The organism is Sphingobacterium cavernae, assembly GCF_008520265.1.
Taxonomy (GTDB): Bacteria; Bacteroidota; Bacteroidia; order Sphingobacteriales; family Sphingobacteriaceae; genus Sphingobacterium; species Sphingobacterium cavernae.
This window is the reverse complement of the sequence record NZ_VIQM01000065.1, coordinates 16,638-34,482: the sequence shown is the minus strand read 5'-3', so window position 1 is coordinate 34,482 and position 17,845 is coordinate 16,638. Positions and strand designations below refer to the sequence as shown.

At 36.8% G+C, this 17,845-nt stretch carries 16 protein-coding genes; 14 read left to right on the top strand and 2 right to left on the bottom strand.

Annotated elements, in window-relative coordinates; genetic code table 11:
- The first annotated feature begins 1 nt into the window (after position 1).
- Positions 2 to 826: a TPM domain-containing protein gene (locus FLS47_RS12605; RefSeq protein ID WP_149914726.1), complete on the top strand. Its 825-nt coding sequence runs from the start codon at positions 2 to 4 to the stop codon at positions 824 to 826.
- Between the two features lie 88 nt (positions 827 to 914).
- Complete coding sequence (locus FLS47_RS12600; protein WP_149914725.1) at positions 915 to 2,036, top strand: TlpA disulfide reductase family protein; 1,122 nt, start codon at positions 915 to 917, stop codon at positions 2,034 to 2,036.
- Between the two features lie 62 nt (positions 2,037 to 2,098).
- On the opposite strand, the gene FLS47_RS12595 is transcribed toward FLS47_RS12600, so the two are convergent.
- Positions 2,099 to 3,283 carry a trans-sulfuration enzyme family protein gene (locus FLS47_RS12595; RefSeq protein ID WP_188347428.1) on the bottom strand — a complete coding sequence of 395 codons (1,185 nt, stop codon included), beginning with the start codon at positions 3,281 to 3,283 and terminating at the stop codon, positions 2,099 to 2,101.
- 124 nt (positions 3,284 to 3,407) lie between these two features.
- On the opposite strand from FLS47_RS12595, the gene FLS47_RS12590 reads away from it, so the two are divergent.
- Positions 3,408 to 5,906: a M14 metallopeptidase family protein gene (locus FLS47_RS12590; protein ID WP_149914723.1), complete on the top strand. Its 2,499-nt coding sequence runs from the start codon at positions 3,408 to 3,410 to the stop codon at positions 5,904 to 5,906.
- Positions 5,907 to 6,048: 142 nt separating this feature from the next.
- Here FLS47_RS12590 and FLS47_RS12585 read toward each other — a convergent pair whose 3' ends face one another.
- Entirely contained in the window at positions 6,049 to 7,038 is a 990-nt protein-coding gene (locus FLS47_RS12585; RefSeq protein ID WP_149914722.1) for an aspartate-semialdehyde dehydrogenase, read from the bottom strand.
- Positions 7,039 to 7,319: 281 nt separating this feature from the next.
- Here FLS47_RS12585 and FLS47_RS12580 point away from each other — a divergent pair, with 281 nt between their 5' ends.
- The 11 genes from FLS47_RS12580 (at position 7,320) to trhO (ending at position 17,808) form a co-directional block, all read left to right on the top strand.
- Positions 7,320 to 8,978: a lamin tail domain-containing protein gene (locus FLS47_RS12580; RefSeq protein WP_149914721.1), complete on the top strand. Its 1,659-nt coding sequence runs from the start codon at positions 7,320 to 7,322 to the stop codon at positions 8,976 to 8,978.
- Positions 8,979 to 9,003: 25 nt separating this feature from the next.
- Positions 9,004 to 9,945, top strand: a complete 942-nt coding sequence (locus FLS47_RS12575; protein WP_188347427.1) for an NAD-dependent epimerase/dehydratase family protein — start codon at positions 9,004 to 9,006, stop codon at positions 9,943 to 9,945.
- 8 nt (positions 9,946 to 9,953) lie between these two features.
- The gene (locus tag FLS47_RS12570; protein ID WP_149914719.1) at positions 9,954 to 10,679 is read left to right on the top strand and encodes a YebC/PmpR family DNA-binding transcriptional regulator; all 726 of its coding nucleotides are present in this window, start codon (positions 9,954 to 9,956) and stop codon (positions 10,677 to 10,679) included.
- A gap of 77 nt (positions 10,680 to 10,756) precedes the next feature.
- Complete coding sequence (locus FLS47_RS12565; RefSeq protein ID WP_149914718.1) at positions 10,757 to 11,713, top strand: hypothetical protein; 957 nt, start codon at positions 10,757 to 10,759, stop codon at positions 11,711 to 11,713.
- A 33-nt stretch (positions 11,714 to 11,746) separates the two neighbouring features.
- Entirely contained in the window at positions 11,747 to 12,490 is a 744-nt protein-coding gene (locus tag FLS47_RS12560) for a DeoR/GlpR family DNA-binding transcription regulator (RefSeq protein ID WP_149914717.1), read from the top strand.
- A 7-nt stretch (positions 12,491 to 12,497) separates the two neighbouring features.
- Positions 12,498 to 13,964 carry a lipopolysaccharide biosynthesis protein gene (locus FLS47_RS12555; RefSeq protein ID WP_149914716.1) on the top strand — a complete coding sequence of 489 codons (1,467 nt, stop codon included), beginning with the start codon at positions 12,498 to 12,500 and terminating at the stop codon, positions 13,962 to 13,964.
- Entirely contained in the window at positions 13,939 to 14,832 is an 894-nt protein-coding gene (locus FLS47_RS12550) for a glycosyltransferase (protein ID WP_149914715.1), read from the top strand. The genes FLS47_RS12555 and FLS47_RS12550 overlap by 26 nt, the downstream gene beginning before the upstream one ends.
- Positions 14,833 to 14,836: 4 nt before the next feature.
- A complete protein-coding gene (locus FLS47_RS12545; RefSeq protein WP_149914714.1) occupies positions 14,837 to 15,745 on the top strand; it encodes a glycosyltransferase in 909 nt (302 codons plus the stop codon).
- Positions 15,746 to 15,750: 5 nt separating this feature from the next.
- Positions 15,751 to 16,503, top strand: coding sequence for a glycosyltransferase family 2 protein (locus FLS47_RS12540; RefSeq protein ID WP_149914713.1), 753 nt, complete (start codon positions 15,751 to 15,753; stop codon positions 16,501 to 16,503).
- The gene (locus FLS47_RS12535; protein ID WP_149914712.1) at positions 16,484 to 16,723 is read left to right on the top strand and encodes a DUF3820 family protein; all 240 of its coding nucleotides are present in this window, start codon (positions 16,484 to 16,486) and stop codon (positions 16,721 to 16,723) included. Before FLS47_RS12540 ends, FLS47_RS12535 begins: the two co-directional genes overlap by 20 nt.
- A 92-nt stretch (positions 16,724 to 16,815) precedes the next feature.
- Positions 16,816 to 17,808, top strand: a complete 993-nt coding sequence (gene trhO, locus FLS47_RS12530) for an oxygen-dependent tRNA uridine(34) hydroxylase TrhO (RefSeq protein WP_149914711.1) — start codon at positions 16,816 to 16,818, stop codon at positions 17,806 to 17,808.
- Positions 17,809 to 17,845 lie beyond the last annotated feature (37 nt).

The following is a 17,845-nucleotide window of genomic DNA, read 5'->3' as shown; positions in this document are numbered from 1 at the left end:
TATGATTTCTCTAAAGAAAAATAAAATTTTACCCTCCTTATTTTTTACAGCTCTATTGTTCATTAGCGCAATTACGACGCTATTCGGACAAGATTTGCCGCCTGTATCTCGTACGATTGTTTCGGATTTTACCAATACATTATCCTCATCACAACGAGATGCATTAGAACGTAAGTTGGTTGCATTTAATGATACGACTTCTACTCAAATCGCAGTGGTATTGGTAAATAGTACTGATGGTTATGATGTCGCGGATTATGCAGTTCGTTTAGCTAAAAAATGGGGTATAGGTGATGCCAAATACAACAATGGAGTCCTATTATTGGCGGCTATTGGTGATCGTGCGGTAACTATTCAGACGGGGTATGGTGTTGAAGGAGCACTGCCAGATGCAATTGCGTACCGAATTATTGAGAACGATATCAAACCAGCTTTTAGATCTGGCGATTATTACGCTGGATTGGATAATGCAACAAACTCCATTATTTCTTACACCAAAGGTGAATATAAAGTTGAAAAAAGATCATCAAAATCTTCTGATGGTGGCGGAGGCATTAGTGGAATTTTTGTTATAGTGGTGATCGTGATGATCTTTGCTTTGATATCAAAAGGTGGAGGCGGCAATAATAGAGGTGGTAAAGTGATTAATGGCAAAGGCTCAAATGATCTATTCTGGTGGATGCTATTGAGCGGCCTAGGCGGTGGCGGGAATTCCCGTGGCGGCGGCGGCGGTTTTGGCGGTTTCGGTGGCGGAGGTTCTGGAGGTGGCTTCGGAGGTTTCGGAGGAGGTGATTTCGGCGGTGGTGGCGCAAGCGGACGCTGGTAACTGTTAATTGGTGTTAAAAATTCGTAAAAGGAAAATAATTAATCGGTATAAAATCTATCTTTGATAGATAACTAAGTTACAAGATTAGATGAAGAATATTTTATTTGCAATGCTAGTGGGGTTACCTGCTTTGTCATTTGCTCAAGAAGATTATACAGTTAAAGGTAAAATAGGTGCACATAATGCACCAGCTAAAGTGTATTTACAATATGTAGATGGTGCTGCACGAAAATTAGATTCTGCGGAAGTTAAGAATGGACAGTTTACATTAAATGGTACTGTATCGGCTCCTGTTGAAGCTTATGTAATTCTTTCGCCAGAAGGTAAAAGCCTTCGTGAGCTGAGCAATCCAGATTTTGGAAGCCTTTATTTATCAAAAGGTGTTATCAATTTAGAAGGTGAAACTTTAAAAGCCGCAAAATTATCAGGTAACTCTGTTAATGAGGAATATGTGAAATTCAAAAGTTTAACAAAAGATACAGAGCAAGCTATAGATGTTGTAAACCAAGAATATTATAACGCGACAGATGAACAAAAGAACGATGAAAACTTTGTGAATGCTTTGCGTGAAAAAATTGGACCATTGTACGAAAAACTTGAAGCGTCACAACAGGAATATTTAACAACATCTAAAAGCATTATTGCACTTAATATAATTGAGGAAAACCTTAGCGCAGAAAATGTTATAGAATATGAAGGCTATTTCAAAAGTTTTCCATCAGATTTGCAAAATAGCGCAAAAGGAAAATCTATCACGGAGAAAATAAGTAACTTAAGAAGTGTAGCCATTGGTGCTGTAGCTCCTGATTTTACATTGCCGACTCCTGATGGTAAAGAAATTTCGTTGTCTTCGTTAAAAGGACAATATGTGTTAGTTGATTTTTGGGCATCATGGTGCGGACCTTGTCGTCAAGAAAATCCAAATGTCGTAGCAGCATACAATAAATTCAAAGACAAAGGTTTTACAATTTTAGGGGTTTCTTTAGATAATCCTGGAAAGAAGGATGCTTGGGTTAAAGCTATAGAGGATGACCAATTAGGTCAATGGCATAATGTTTCAGACTTACAAGGGTGGAAATCTGAAGTAGCAGCAAAATATTCGATAAGAAGTATACCTCAAAACTTCTTATTAGATAAAGAGGGCAAAATTGTGGCATCAAATTTAAGAGGTGAAGCTTTAGAAGCTAAACTTGCCGAGCTATTGAATTAATTACAACAACAGTAGTTCATCAATAGTGCCTTGAGATATATTTCTTAAGGCACTATTTTATTTTATATTTTACCAATTGCTTGTTCCCAATCGGCAATAATGTCGTCAATATGTTCAATACCTACAGAAATACGTAGCATGCCTAACGTAATTCCTGAAACTTTTTTCTGGGTCGAAGAATGATGCGATCCCCACATACTCGCTGGATGTACTACCAACGATTCTACCCCACCAAGGCTAGCTGCATTTGCAAAAAATTGCAAATTGTTCAATATCGTTTGCGCATTTTTAAATTCGTCTGATTCGTCTTTTCCAGCGACTTCAATGCACAACATACCTGTATGACCTTTTAGCTGTTTTGCGGCTAACTCATGTTGAGGATGCGATTTCAAACCTGTATACGACACTTTCTTGATAGCTGGATTTTTTTCTAGCCATTCGGCTAATGCCAAGGCATTTGCATTGATTTGATGTACGCGAAGTGACAGCGTTTTCAACCCACGCAATAATAACCAAGAATCAAAAGGACTTAAGCTGGCACCTAACGTGATTGAACGTCTCCAAGCTTTGACAATAAATTCTTTGCTTCCGCAAATGACACCAGCCGTCAAATCGGAGTGACCACCCAAATATTTTGTAGCACTATGTAAGATCACATCTATACCAAATTCTGAAGGCACCTGATTAATCGGTGATGCAAATGTATTATCTACCATCGTCAAAATGCCTTTATCCTTACCTAGCTTTCCAACAAATTCTAAGTCTGTAATATCTAAATTCGGATTGGAAGGAGTTTCCAAGTAAATCAATTTTGTATTTGGTTGAATCGCATCTACAAATGCCTGATTATTGGTTTGATCTGCGTGAGTTATCGTTATCCCGTATTCCGAAAGAAATTCCTTTAGAAAAAGCATAGCACCCGAATAATGTGCATTCTGTGCAACGATGTGATCTCCTGCTTTCACAACAGCCAAGATAGCCGTGCTAATTGCTGCCATGCCCGTTGCTAGTACCAATGCATCTTCTGTCTTCTCCAACTTAGCGATAACAGCAGCTACCTGGCTATTCGTTGGATTACCGTGCCTATGGTAGAATTCAGGATGTTTTGGTTCAGTTGCTGCTGCAATATATTCCTGTGGATCTTGGTCTGCAAAATAAGTAGAAGTTTGATATATAGGAGCTACTACAGCTTTTGTTTTGTTAAATTCTTCGCCAGTATGTATCAAGTTTGTTTCGATCTGTCTCATCTTTATATAGGTCTTTTTTCCAAAGCTAACAAAATATCTATTAATTTGATAGGGTATTTTCAACAGATGTTCATTCCACTTTGTAGCGGATTTATTTCTATATTGCGTATACCTTAATAGCATTATGAAAAAGATAGTATTACTTCTGCTAAATGTATTTACTTGCTCCACAGTATGGGCACAATTAAAATCGCCAGAGGAATTTTTAGGTCGTCAAATCGGAACTAAAATTACACCACATTGGAAAGTTTTGGAATACTATAAGCATGTTGCAGAACAAGCTCCACAACAGATTAAATTTCAGCAGTATGGTGAGTCGATCGAAGGAAGACCAATGTATGTGTTTTTTGTTTCTTCTGCTAAGAATATTGCACGATTGGATGCAATCCGCAAAAACAATCTAAAAATAGCTGGAGAAGAGACTGGAAATACAGAACTTGTGGATATGCCTGCGATAATTTGGATGAGTAACAATGCGCATGGAAATGAGACATCCTCTATGGAATCTTCGATGATGACGTTGTATCAATTGGTCAATCCAAAGAATTCTGCTTCACAAAAGCAATTAGAAAATACATTGGTGATTATCGATCCATGTTTGAATCCTGACGGTACGGAACGATACAACAATTGGCAGAACGGAATATTGGGTGCTCAATACCATCCTGACTTGTATGCAAGAGAACACAGTGAGCCTTGGCCTGGAGGTCGTGTCAATCATTATTACTTTGATTTGAATCGTGATTGGGCATGGCAAACGCAATTGGAAAGCCAGCAGCGCATGAAAATTTACAATGATTGGTTACCGCATATTCATATTGATTTCCATGAAATGGGAATCAATGCGCCTTATTATTTTCCGCCAGCGGCAGAACCTTTGCATGAGGTTATCACACCTTGGCAGCGCGAATTTCAAACAACCATTGGTAAGCATAATGCTAAATACTTCGACAAAAAAGGTTGGTTGTATTTCACGAAAGAACGTTTTGATTTATTCTATCCATCGTATGGAGATACCTACCCGATGTACTCTGGGGCTATTGGTATGACATACGAAAAGGCAGGAAATACTTCTGCTGGATTAGGCGTTTACACCGATCAAAAAGATACGTTGACTTTGGTGGATAGAGCGATTCAGCACCATGCTTCTGGAATGAATTTAGTAGAAGTAGTTTCGCAAAACTCATTGAAAGTAGTGGAAGAGTTTAAGAAATTCTACAAACAAGCAAATGCTGGTGAATTGGCAACATTCCAAAGTTACGTGATTAAATATGAGCCTAATCAGGAGTCAAGTATCCGTTCGTTGCTTGATTTACTCGATAAGAATAAAATTCGTTATTACGCTTCCGAAGGTACGTTCAAAGGTTTGGACTACTCGACAAAGAAAAGTATAACATATACCGCAAAAGATAAAGATTTAGTTATTCCGGGCAATCAGCCAAAAGCGGCTTTGGTTCGTGTGTTATTTGAGCCGGAGGCTAAACTGGTGGATTCTGTTACATACGATATTACAGCTTGGTCGATGCCTTATGTGTATGGTCTTTCCGCTGTAGCTAGTCAAAATAAAATTACATCTACAAAACCTTACAGTTTAGAAAAAGTAAATAATAACCTAGCGGAAAGCTTTGGATATGCGATTAAGTGGAATGGCTTTTCGTCTGCAAAAGTATTAGCAGATCTTTTACAAAAGAAAATTACTGTTAAACGTTCGGAGTATGCTTTTAAATTGAATGGTGAAGATTTTCCCAGAGGTTCGATGTTAGTAATGTCCAGCAACAACAAAGATGTGGATATCAAGAAGACCCTGAAAGAAGTAGGAGACCAGCACGATTTGAAAATATATGCAATCAGTTCGGGTATCATTGAGGGCGCTAAAGATTTTGGTAGTTCGGATGTGAAAACTATTAAGTCACCAAAGGTTTTGATGTTGGCTGGAGAGGGCATACGCGCTTTAAACGTAGGTGAGGTGTGGCATTATTTCGATCAGCAATTGAAATATCCTATTATTTTGGTAAATCCGCGAGAAATGTCTCGTGTAAAATGGTCCGAAATTGATGTTTTTATTATGCCTGGAGGAAGTTATCCATTTTTGCAAGACAAAGCCCAAGCAGAAAATTTTGCCAATTGGGTACGTGGTGGTGGTAAAGTTATAGCATTAGAGAGTGCTGTGTCGCAATTGTCTGCACAATCTTGGGTAAAACTCAAACCAATCAAACAAGATACAACAATCAAGGCTAAAGAGAATCCATTAAAAGTGTATGCGGATCGCGAACGCGAATCCTTAAAAGAATATACAGCAGGTGCGATTTATAAAGTTGATTTTGATGCTACACATCCATTAATGTACGGCAACAAAGAATATTACACCTTGCGCCAAAATGGTACGCTTTACCAATATTTCAAAGATGGCGCAGGATGGAATCTCGGTTATATCAAAGAGAATGCCTTAATGAGTGGCTTTGTAGGGCAAAATCTGAGTAAGCAGATTAAGAATGGTTTAGTCTTCGGAACAGAATCCGTAGGAGCAGGCACAATTATTTACCTTGTGGATAATGTCTTATTCCGTAATTTTTGGGATGCTGGTAAATTAGTGATGGCAAATGCTGTATTTCAAGTGGATTAGTAATGAAAGCAATTGGTGTTATGTTTAACTACATCGGTCCTACTTTTGTAGAATAAAAATTAGAGGAGACAACTACATAGTAAACAAAAAAATGCTGTAAGTCAAACTTACAGCATTTACTAATACCTTATATGGATATTATTTAAATCAATCCTTTTTTCGCTAATAATTCAGCTACTTGTACAGCATTTGTTGCCGCACCTTTTCTCAAATTATCTGCTACTACCCAAAGGTTAACTGTTTTATCTTGTGATTCGTCACGACGAATACGTCCTACGAAAACCTCATCTTTACCGTGTGCATCCTTCGGCATTGGGTATTCCAAATTAGCTGGATTATCAACCACAACAACACCTTCTTGTGCTGCTAATGCTGCACGCAACTCCGCTAAATCAAAATCATTTTCGAATTCAATATTTACAGATTCCGAGTGACCACCCATTACTGGGATACGTACCGTAGTTGCTGTAACTTTGATCGAATCATCTTGCATGATTTTATTCGTCTCCTTAATCATTTTCATTTCCTCTTTTGTATAGCCATTATCTTGGAATACATCGATTTGAGGAATCACATTTAAGTCGATTTGGTAAGGGTACGCTTTCTCGCCTTCCACGCCTGCGCGCTCGTCGTTCAATTGTTGAACCGCTTTTACACCAGTACCTGTTACAGATTGGTAAGTCGATACGACAACGCGTTTAATTTTATATTTTTCGTGCAATGGTTTCAACACCACTACCATTTGAATAGTCGAACAATTTGGGTTAGCGATGATTTTATCATCAGCTGTCAATACATCACCGTTCACCTCTGGTACTACCAATTTTTTAGTAGGATCCATACGCCAAGCCGATGAATTGTCAATTACAGTAATACCCGCTTCAGCAAATAATGGAGCGAATTCTGTCGAAGTACTGCCGCCAGCCGAGAATAAAGCCACATCCGGTTTAAGTGCAATAGCTTCTGTTGGAGTAACTACCTTATACTTATTTCCCTTGAATTCAATTTCCTTACCCTTACTTCTTTCTGATGCTACTGGAATTAATTCTGTTACGGGAAAGTTTCTCTCCGCTAATACTGTCAACATTTCGGACCCAACTAAACCAGTTGCGCCAACTACTGCTACTTTCATTTCTTTACAATTGTGCTTTAATATTTTGTGAATACTCTTTTTTTTTAATGGATTCAAACATAAGAAATTAAAATCAGTAAACACACAAAAATTTTAATTATTCGCATTATTTTGGGCTTAAAATTTAAAAACACACCTAATTTATAGCTTAAAAATTATGATTTTGTTAATTTAAAGAGGTGTTAGGCTGAACAAACGCAATGTAATTTTTAATTGTAGAGAAAAATATTCTGTAAATTGCCTCGACAAAGAATCATACGCTAATAGGCTAAAAACTGGGCATGAGAATTACATTTAAGCTTTATTTAATTTCGCTTATCCTCACTTGCTTAACATATTACAAAGGTTGGACACAATCTTCAGGTTCGCTTGTTATCAATGAGCTTATGATTAACCCAAACAATGTTGCCTCATTACCGGCATTTGAGTTTATAGAATTGTATAATAATTCCTCAAGCACTGTTGATTTAAAGTCAATAACCTTACATGTAAATAACAATCAAGTGACTTTGCCAAGTTACAAGATAGCGCCGAGTCAATATGTAATCTTATGCGCTGCTGAATCAGAAGCTCTATTCACAAGATATGGAAATGCCCTAGCACTGCCGAGATGGTATGCATTGAACAATTCTGGTGCAACTATAAAGCTTACACAGGGAGATAATATATTAGATGAAATTACCTATAGCGACAGTTGGTATAATAGTACTACGAAACTAAATGACGGCTGGAGTTTGGAACGTATAAGTTCCAATTGGAATTGCAATATAAAACTCAATTGGTCTGCGACAAATTCCTTGAGCGGTGGTACACCGGGAAAAAACAATACGATTCTAGATAATAAATTTATTCCTCAGCCATCTATCTCAAGCTACAAAATCGTACAGAATCGAGTTGAATTAAATTTGAGTATTGAACACAAATATTTTTCAAATATCAGTTCGGCAACATTTACTTTGGATGAGGGAATTGGTAATGCTGAAAAAGTTGAATTGGTAAATGAACAAATAGTTCTGAGCTTATCCAAAAATCTAAATCCCCAAAAATTGTATACTTTACGAATAGAAGGGTTAAAGATTTGCAATCTTGTATTACCAATATTTGAAACCAAGCTTTTTGATCAAAAGGTAATTAAAACAAGTGATATTATCATCAACGAAATTCTATTTAATCCCAAAGAAGGTGGAGTCGATTTTGTGGAATTATATAATCAAACTGAATTTCCCATTAATCTGCAAAACTTCAAATTAGGCAATAGGGTAATTACCAATCAGTTTTTTTTACTGGAAGCTAAACAGTATTTAGTAATTACAACCAGTAAGAAAATAATTGCACAACATTATCCCAATGCCATTCAAGAGAATATTTTCGAAAAGGCTTCATTGCCTCCGTATACGAATCAACGAGGCGTAGTGACGTTATTTTCAAATCAAAATATCTTTATAGATTCAGTGTATTATTCAGCGGATATGTATTCCAAACATGTGATTGATCCAAAAGGAATTTCACTAGAACGCACCAATAATGCTGAAAATGCTTTTCACTCTGCATCAACAGTTTATGGTGGTGCAACTCCGGGATATCAAAATTCTACAATGGAATTAAATATTCCCCGAAATAAAATTTACCTAACCTCCAATACCTTTTCTCCAAATGATGACGGCTATGAAGATGAATTAGAAATTAATTACGAGCTCATCCATCCGAATTACATCATCGCTGTAGAAATATACAATGAAAAAGGCCAATTGGTCAAAAAAATACCGCATCACAACCTTGCTGGCACGCACGGCAAGATAAATTGGGATGGAAAAACCGATGCACCACAACGCTCTGCTAGAGGTCATTACATTTCGTTTGCTCAAATTTTTGACCACAATGGTAAGACACAAAATTTTAAACAACCGTTTGTGTTAATCAGCTCATTGACAAGACATTGAAAAACGAATAACTTTGTTCACATATATGAAAGAAACAATAATTATCCTTGGGGCGAATGGTCAGATTGGGTCTGAATTAGCTTTAGCACTTCGAAACAAATTTGGTAGACAAAATGTTATCACGACTGATATAAAACCTCCTCACGATTTAGAGGAAGGTGATATTTTCGAAACGGCTAATGTGCTGGATAAAAATCTTCTGAAAGAATTATTTATCAAATACAATCCTACGCAGATTTATCTTTTGGCAGCAATGTTGTCTGCAACAGGCGAGCAATATCCTATGAAAGCTTGGGATCTAAACATGAATGGTTTATTGAATGTGTTGGATTTGGCTGTTGAATTAGGAATCAAAAAAATATTTTGGCCAAGCTCGATTGCTGTTTTTGGGCCAAACTCTCCAAAAACGGAAACACCACAATACTGTGTAATGGATCCGAATAGTATCTACGGTATTAGTAAGTTAGCTGGCGAAAGATTAGTAGAATATTACCATGCAAAATACGATTTAGATATTCGAAGCCTCCGCTATCCAGGAATTATTTCATGGAAGACAGCACCAGGAGGTGGTACAACAGATTACGCTGTACATATTTTCTTCGAAGCATTGGCAAAAGGCAAATACGAAAGTTTCTTGTCCGAAGATACTGCTCTTCCGATGATGTATATGGATGATGCGGTACGAGCGACAATCGAATTGATGGATGCTCCAGCAGAAAACCTGACGATACGCTCGAGTTATAATTTGGCAGGTATTTCCTTTACTCCTGCGCAGATTGCCCAAGAAATTAAAAAAATTCTTCCTAATTTTGAGATGTCTTATGCAGAAGGCGATCCACGTCAAGCCATTGCAGATTCTTGGCCTAAAAGTATCAATGATGATTACGCCCAAAAAGACTGGAATTGGAAATTGGATTATAGCCTAGAAGATTTGACACGAGTAATGATCGAAAATCTTAAAAAATAAACATCACAATGGGTAGAGCTTTTGAATTTAGAAAGGAAAGAAAATTTAAGCGCTGGGCTAAAATGGCGGTTCAATTTACACGATTAGGCAAGGAAATTGCTATCGCTGTAAAAGAAGGTGGACCTCATCCAGAGAACAACTCGCGCTTACGCACTGCAATTCAAAATGCAAAGGCTGTAAACATGCCAAAAGACCGTGTTGAGGCAGCTATCAAGAGAGCGTCTGAGAAAGATGCTAAAGGTTACGAAGAATATGTGTACGAAGGATACGGTCCACATGGTGTACCTGTATTGATCGAGACGGCTACAGATAATACCAACCGTACGGTTGCTAATATCAGATCATATTTTACAAAGTCTGGTGGTTCTTTGGGAAAGACTGGTTCTTTGGATTTCATCTTCAATCGCAAATCTATCTTCCGCTTTGCGGCAGCTGAAGACTTGGATGTGGAAGAATTAGAATTGGAATTGATTGATGGTGGATTAGAAGAATTATACGTAGAAGCTGACGAAGAAGGAAACGACATTGTCGTTGTACAGACTTCTTTCGAAGATTTCGGTAATATGCAACGTCTTTTGGAAGAAAAAGGTGTAGAATTGAAATCGGCTAAATTGGAGCGTATCGCTCTATCGCACTCTTCTTTGACTGAAGAGCAAGCTGCGGACGTATTGAAATTAATCGATAAAATTGAGGAAGATGACGACGTGCAAGCGGTATACCACAACATGGATTAATCACAATTTATAGTGAAAAATAAAAAAGAGGGTGCTGCCCTCTTTTTTATTATCTGTTCAAATCGTTAACTTTGGGAATGCTTACGTTCGAAGAATTTTTTATTAAGAAAAAAATTGACTTAGCCGCTTTAAAAAAAGTGGATGAATCACTATTCTTTGAATTCCAATTGCATTACGAAAAGATGGGTGAAAAAAGTTTTGATCACACCAAAAAATTTTGGTTTAATCAACTGCGAAGAGTCCATCCTTTGGCTGAAGAAGCAATAGTTCCTAAAAAAGAAGCAAAGGTCGTATCACCGATCTCGGATACGGCGAATCCTACCCCAGATCAGAAAACAGCTGCAGAGCCTACAGCTAAACCTGCAGGATTCAAACCACGCTTTAAAGCTCCAGTGAAAACTAATGTAGAAGAAACTATAGAAGAAAAAACAACTACAGATTCTTCAGAGATAGTGCCTACAGCAACGCCTTCTGGATTCAAGCCACGCTTCAAAGCTGTTGTGACAAAAGCAGCACCTACGGAAGAAACTTCACAAGAAGTCACTCCAATTGAAAAGAAAGAAGAAAATTCTTCCGAACCGGCAAGTAAACCTTCTGGTTTCAAGCCACGCTTCAAAGCTGGCGTTACTAAAGCAGCACGTACTGAAGAAACTTCACAAGAAGTTACTCCTATTGAAAAGATAGAAGAAAACACTTCCGAGCCGGCAAATAAAACTGCTGGTTTCAAACCGCGTTTCAAAGCTGGTGTGACAAAATCAGCACCTACAGAAGAAACTTCACAAGAAATTCCTCCTATTGAAAAGAAAGAAGAAAGTACTACTGAACCGGTAAGTAAACCTGCTGGTTTCAAACCACGATTCAAAGCTGGCGTCACAAAAGCAGCACCTACAGAAGAAACTTCACAAGAAGTTACTCCTATTGAAAAGGAAGAAGAAAATACTTTTGAACCAGCAAATAAGCCGGCTGGATTCAAGCCACGTTTCAAAGCTGGCGTGACGAAATCAAAACCGTCTCAAGAAGAAGACAACTCCTAATAAAACATTACCAATTATATTAAAATATTCATCATGCTTAAAGAAGAAAGACAAGCGTATATTATTCATCAAATTAACTTGCATAATAAAGTGCTCTCCTCCGATCTTAGTGTTCAATTGAACGTTTCAGAGGACACGATACGACGCGATTTAAATGAATTGGCGGAAAATGGAAAAGTAATAAAAGTGTATGGCGGTGCATTATCTAAGTCTTTCCAATTTCCTTTTCAAGAGGGCAATGTGTACGCTAAAGAAGGTAAAAAGGAGATAGCTTTGAAAGCGCTTTCACTTATCTCTTCGGGTATGACTATTTTGATTGGCGGCGGCACGACAATGATTGAATTGGCACGTCTTATTCCGAATGATTTGCAGTGTACTTTTTTTACTATTAGTCCATTGGTGGCATTAGAATTAGCTGAAAAGGATAATATTGAAGTATTTCTATTGGGCGGTAAATTATCACGTAATACGAATATTGTGACGGGCTCACAAGTTATTAACGAATTGTCGGATTTGCGTGTAGATTTATGTTTATTAGGCACAAACAGTCTTTCTATCGAAGAAGGTATTACGGATTCGGATTGGGAGGTAGTACAAATCAAACGTGCGATGATAAAATGTTCTAAATCTTTAGCAATCTTAAGTATCGCGGAGAAATTGAATTCTAATCAAAAAATGCGCGTGGCTCCATTGAAAGAATTGACATATTTAGTTACGGATTTAGAAATTTCAGATCATCGTCTGAAAGATTTTGGCAGTCATATCAAGATTATATAGAAAATAAATGTCAAGTAATAGTTCTGATTCATTAAAATCGAAAGCTGTAAAAGGGATATTGTGGGGAAGCATTTCGAATGGAGCGCAACAATTACTTGCTGTTTTTTTTGGAATTTATCTAAGTCGTATCCTAACTCCACACGACTATGGTTTAGTGTCTATAATAATTGTATTTGCGACAGTATGCTCATCCATCCAAGAAGCTGGATTTATCAATGCCTTAGCAAATCGGAAAAAAATTGACCACCGCGATTACAATGCTGTATTTTGGACGAGCTTATTGATAAGCATCTCATTATACATTATTCTCTTTTGTTTATCTCCAATTATAGGTTATTTCTATAATCAGCCTGAAATAGTAACTGCTGCACGAGTACTTTTTATCGGCTTAGTATTTGGTAGTCTTGGTATTGCACACAGTGCGTATTTATTTAAGACGCTAAAAGTCAAAGAAAGATCCATAGCCACTGTTGCCGGAACACTTTGTTCTGGAGCGATAGGTATCACGCTTGTCTACTTTGGTTATGCCTATTGGGGAATAGTATTTCAAAGCATTACCTACTCTTTTACATACTCCTTAATCTGTTTTTTGTATTCTGGCTTCAGGCCTTCCTTAAATATTAATTTTGCTCCTATCAAGGAATTATGGGGATTCAGTTCGAAAATATTAATTACTCGAGTTGTTGAAACGCTTAATAATAATATTCTGACGTTGATATTAGGCAAAAATTCTACAACATCAACCGGTAACTATACACAAGCGAATGGATGGAGCATTAAAGCTCAGGGTGTGATTGCGAATATGTCGCATGGTTTTGCTCAACCCATGTTGTCTACTATTGCTGATGACAGGGAGCGACAAAAAAGAATATTTGCTAAACTCTTGAATTTCATTTGCTTCGCTGCATTCCCCGGATTAACATTATTGAATGTTGTTGCAGAGGAATTTATTGTTATTACAGTAACGGATAAATGGATACCTGCTGTGCCAATTTTAAAAGTTTTATGTCTTAATGCTGCTTTTCTGCCCATTATTAATTTCTATTCCAACTTTTTATTGAGTAAGGGCAAGTCAGATTTATACATGCGTTATATCATTTCTTTTGGAATCATTCAATTAATCATAATATATTTCTTACATGGCGATGATGTAATGCCCATGGTATGGGGAATTTCCTTATTTACTATGTTTTGGACATTTGTGTGGCAGATTTCCGTAGCGCAGTACAGTAAAATAGAATATTCTCAACTATCCTTAATTATTCTTAAATACCTTATTCCATCCGTATTAGGTGGGGTATTCACTTATTTTATTGGTAATTTTGTCTCTGGTATATGGATTTCTTTTATTGTCAAAGCTTTTGTGTTTTGTATTACTTATTTATCAATTTTGTATATAATTAAGTCCGAAGTACTTTTAGAAATCATACACTATTTAAAAAGTAAATATGTTTCCAGACATAAAAGTAAATAAAGATGGTATTAGCGCTGTATTACTCACGTACAATACGCCACTAGAACTCGTCATAAAGTGTGTGGATGCAATTCTCCACCACAATGATATAGGAGAGGCGCTCGAAATTATTCTAGTAGATAACAACAGTGATAATCAGGTTGAGCTTCAAAATTTCGTTAGAACAAACTATAAAGATGTTATTTTTATTGCAAATCCTATTAATGGAGGCTATGGTGCTGGAAATAATTTGGGAATTAATAATGCTAAATACGAACATGTTCTACTTATTAATCCTGATGTTAAATTAGTAGAACCACTCTTTTCTTGGGCGAAAAATGAATTTATAAAGGATCCGAAACTTAATATTCTTGGTATCCAACAAGTAAATCAATATAATAAAAAGACACATTCATTTATCCAACGTAGATTGACACGAGTTAATTTCATAATAAATCAACTTTTGCAAAAGCTCAATATTTTTATACCACAGTACGCTGTTGTTTCTGGCGCTTGCTTTTTTTTGCGTAAATCAAGTTTCATCGCGATTGGTGGTTACGATGAGAATATTTTTCTTTATGGTGAAGAACGTTATTTACATGAATCAATGCTTTCGCAGTTTCCAGATTGCCATATAAAAATGGATTTTTCTAAATCATATAAACACCCCATTTCAAATAGAAAATTTTCATTGAAGACTGCGCGGTTAGCTTTAGATTCTTATCGTTATTTGAATAAGAAATTGAGGAGAGATACTGTGCGTGTTGAAAAAGAGCTGATTACCTACCATAAAACATTGATTTTATTTTATTCTCTTAAAAACAAAAAACAAGAAGTCGCAAACAATCGTTCTATTATAGAATTGATTGAAAAAACACAAAACTCTTAACTGTATGCGAGAATTAGCGCCTATTATAATTTTTACATATAATCGACCACATCACACTCGAAAGATGTTGCAGGCTTTGGAAAATGCAGAACTTGCGCAGGATTCTGAGGTATTTATCTTTTCTGATGGCGCTAAAAATGCTAATGCAATTGAACACGTAAATAGAGTTCGCGCAATAATAGCAGAGCCGTGGAATTTCAAAAAAATTACTATTATCGAAAGAGAACGTAATGTGGGGTTAGCGCAGAATATCATTTCTGGCGTAAGTGAAATTATCAAACAATATGGAAAAGTTATCGTATTGGAAGACGATTTAGAAATTTCCAAGGTTGGATTGCGCTACTTCAATGATGCACTGGATGCTTACGAACAAGAGGAAAAGGTCATGGAAATCAGTGGCTACATGTATCCTGTAAAAGATGCAGATAAACTACCCGAAACTTTTTTCTTTCGCGTTGCGAATAGTTGGGGATGGGCTACGTGGAAGCGTGCTTGGAACAAATACAACACAGATATCGATCAACTTATTGCAGATTTCGATAAAGATAAAATCAAAAGATTCAGTATAGATCATACGGAGAATTTTTGGAAACAAGTTAAAGAATATAAGGCTGGAAAAATCAATTCTTGGGCTATTCGCTGGTATCTAACCCTTTTTAATAATGATGGATTGGCTTTATACCCCAGACAATCCATGATTCAAAATATGGGTACGGATGGTTCGGGTACGCATTCTGATGCAGATAATGCGTATAAAGTGGAACTTGCAACCCAAGCTGTCTCATACTTTCCCAAAGAAATCGAAGAAAATAAACAAGCTTACGAGGCAATTACTTATTTTTACAAACATCGTAAAGGCTCTTTATTTACAAGAGTTTTAAGATTTGCTAAAAAGCATTTGAATATAAAATAGCAAAAGTGACATCTCCCAAAATATCCATTATTACTATTGTGTACAATAATGTACGTGATATCGAACATACTATTCTTTCGGTCATCAATCAGTCGTACAGCCACATCGAATACATTATCATCGATGGTGCTTCTACGGATGGTACGCTGGATATTATCCAAAAATATCGCGGCAGCATTGATATTCTTGTATCTGAAAAAGATGCTGGTATCTACGACGCGATGAACAAAGGATTAGCAAAAGCTACTGGTGACTACGTGTTATTTTTGAACTCAGGAGATGAATTATTTGACAACAATACTATCCAAACAATAGTAGAAAAAGGTAAGGGTGCAGATATTATTTACGGCGAGACTAAATTAGTCGACGAAGACCGAAAAATCATTGGCGATCGACGTCATAAAGCGCCACAGCAATTTGACTGGAAATCTTTTCAATATGGAATGAATGTTTGCCATCAAGCTATATATGTAAAACGTGAAATTGCGCAGCCCTATGATTTGCAATACAAACTTAGTGCTGATGTAGATTGGGTGATACGAGCAGCTAAAAAAGCTAAAACTACGCAGAATGTAAATTGCTACGTAGCACGCTATTTGGTTGGAGGCATGTCTCAAAAGCGACATAAACAAAGTTTGAAAGAGCGTTATGCTATTTTCAAAAAACATTACGGCACTTTTCAAAATTGGATTAATCACGGCATCATCGCATTAAGACTTATCAAGTATAGACTCGTAAATGGCAAAACAAGAGAATAACAATTTTTTTAATCCCGAAATATTGGTTGAATTGGCAAATACAAAAATGCCATTCGGCAAATACCATGGTTGGTTGCTTTGTCGATTACCCGAGCCATACTTGGTTTGGTTTCACAAAAAAGGTTTTCCTCCAGGAAAATTAGGCACACAATTGGCAACTTTGTACGAGATCAAATTGAATGGTTTGGAGTATCTGCTTACGCCACTTATTAAAAAGTAATAACACTCATTTTTAGTATTTTTCTTTTTCCTATCTTTGCATCGAAATAATTACTAACATTAAACGCCGTTTGCAGCGGTATCAATGAATATATGGCACAATATCAAACATTGCTGTACTATTGTTACAGCCCTATCGAAAATGCAGAACAGTTTGCTGCAGATCATTTAGAATTTTGTAAATCTCTTGGACTTGTAGGTCGAATCATCGTAGCTGATGAAGGTCTTAATGGTACCGTTTCTGGGACTCCTGAGGCATGTAAAGCCTATATGGATGCAGTTTATGCGGATGGAAGATTTAACCATACAGAGTTTAAAATTGATGATGTAGAAGAACCTTCTTTCATCAAAATGCACTGCCGATACAAAGAAGAAATTGTTCACTCGGGTTTGCGTGATCCCAAAGTTATTAACCCGACTAAACAGACAGGAAAACATCTTGAGCCAAAGGATTTTATGGAAATGAAAGACCAAGAAGATGTGGTAATCTTGGATGTGCGTTCGAACTACGAACATTCTGTAGGTCGTTTCAAAAATGCGGTGACATTAGATATTGAAAACTTCCGAGAATTCCCTGATAAAGTAAAAGAGTTAGAACACCTGAAAGGCAAAAAAATTCTTACGTATTGTACTGGCGGCATTAAATGCGAGAAAGCTTCAGCATTATTACTTAAAGAAGGTTTTGAAGATGTATACCAATTGCACGGTGGTATTATCAAATATGGTAAAGAAGCTGGTGGTAAAGATTTTGAAGGGGATTGTTATGTATTTGATAATCGTGTTACAGTTCCTGTGAATTCGGTAAATCCGACTATCATTTCGACTTGTCGCAATTGTGGTAAAACCACGAATAAAATGATCAACTGTGCTAATGCAAAATGTAATGAGCACTTCACGCAATGTGACGACTGTGGTTGGGAATTAGAGGGTTGTTGCTCGATGGAATGTCAATCTGTCCCTGATAAACGTGTTTACGACGGTACAGGGTATTACGTTAAAGTACCACAACCTGTAAACATTGAAAAGATTTCTAAAAGAAAACATAAAAACTTCCCTCCAAAAGATAAAGTGGAAGCTGAAGCATAAAAAATAAGCCTTGGCTATTGTCAAGGCTTATTTTTTA

What these genes read in the sequence shown, in the direction of transcription:
- FLS47_RS12550 (WP_149914715.1), top strand. Translation starts at nt 13,939, where the DNA reads ATGTTTCCAGACATAAAAGTAAATAAAGATGGTATTAGCGCTGTATTA.
- FLS47_RS12545 (WP_149914714.1), top strand. Translation starts at nt 14,837, where the DNA reads ATGCGAGAATTAGCGCCTATTATAATTTTTACATATAATCGACCACAT.
- FLS47_RS12575 (WP_188347427.1), top strand. Translation starts at nt 9,004, where the DNA reads ATGAAAGAAACAATAATTATCCTTGGGGCGAATGGTCAGATTGGGTCT.
- trhO (WP_149914711.1), top strand. Translation starts at nt 16,816, where the DNA reads ATGGCACAATATCAAACATTGCTGTACTATTGTTACAGCCCTATCGAA.
- FLS47_RS12595 (WP_188347428.1), bottom strand. Translation starts at nt 3,283, where the DNA reads ATGAGACAGATCGAAACAAACTTGATACATACTGGCGAAGAATTTAAC.
- FLS47_RS12555 (WP_149914716.1), top strand. Translation starts at nt 12,498, where the DNA reads ATGTCAAGTAATAGTTCTGATTCATTAAAATCGAAAGCTGTAAAAGGG.
- FLS47_RS12535 (WP_149914712.1), top strand. Translation starts at nt 16,484, where the DNA reads ATGGCAAAACAAGAGAATAACAATTTTTTTAATCCCGAAATATTGGTT.
- FLS47_RS12580 (WP_149914721.1), top strand. Translation starts at nt 7,320, where the DNA reads ATGAGAATTACATTTAAGCTTTATTTAATTTCGCTTATCCTCACTTGC.
- FLS47_RS12585 (WP_149914722.1), bottom strand. Translation starts at nt 7,038, where the DNA reads ATGAAAGTAGCAGTAGTTGGCGCAACTGGTTTAGTTGGGTCCGAAATG.
- FLS47_RS12590 (WP_149914723.1), top strand. Translation starts at nt 3,408, where the DNA reads ATGAAAAAGATAGTATTACTTCTGCTAAATGTATTTACTTGCTCCACA.
- FLS47_RS12560 (WP_149914717.1), top strand. Translation starts at nt 11,747, where the DNA reads ATGCTTAAAGAAGAAAGACAAGCGTATATTATTCATCAAATTAACTTG.
- FLS47_RS12600 (WP_149914725.1), top strand. Translation starts at nt 915, where the DNA reads ATGAAGAATATTTTATTTGCAATGCTAGTGGGGTTACCTGCTTTGTCA.
- FLS47_RS12570 (WP_149914719.1), top strand. Translation starts at nt 9,954, where the DNA reads ATGGGTAGAGCTTTTGAATTTAGAAAGGAAAGAAAATTTAAGCGCTGG.
- FLS47_RS12605 (WP_149914726.1), top strand. Translation starts at nt 2, where the DNA reads ATGATTTCTCTAAAGAAAAATAAAATTTTACCCTCCTTATTTTTTACA.
- FLS47_RS12565 (WP_149914718.1), top strand. Translation starts at nt 10,757, where the DNA reads ATGCTTACGTTCGAAGAATTTTTTATTAAGAAAAAAATTGACTTAGCC.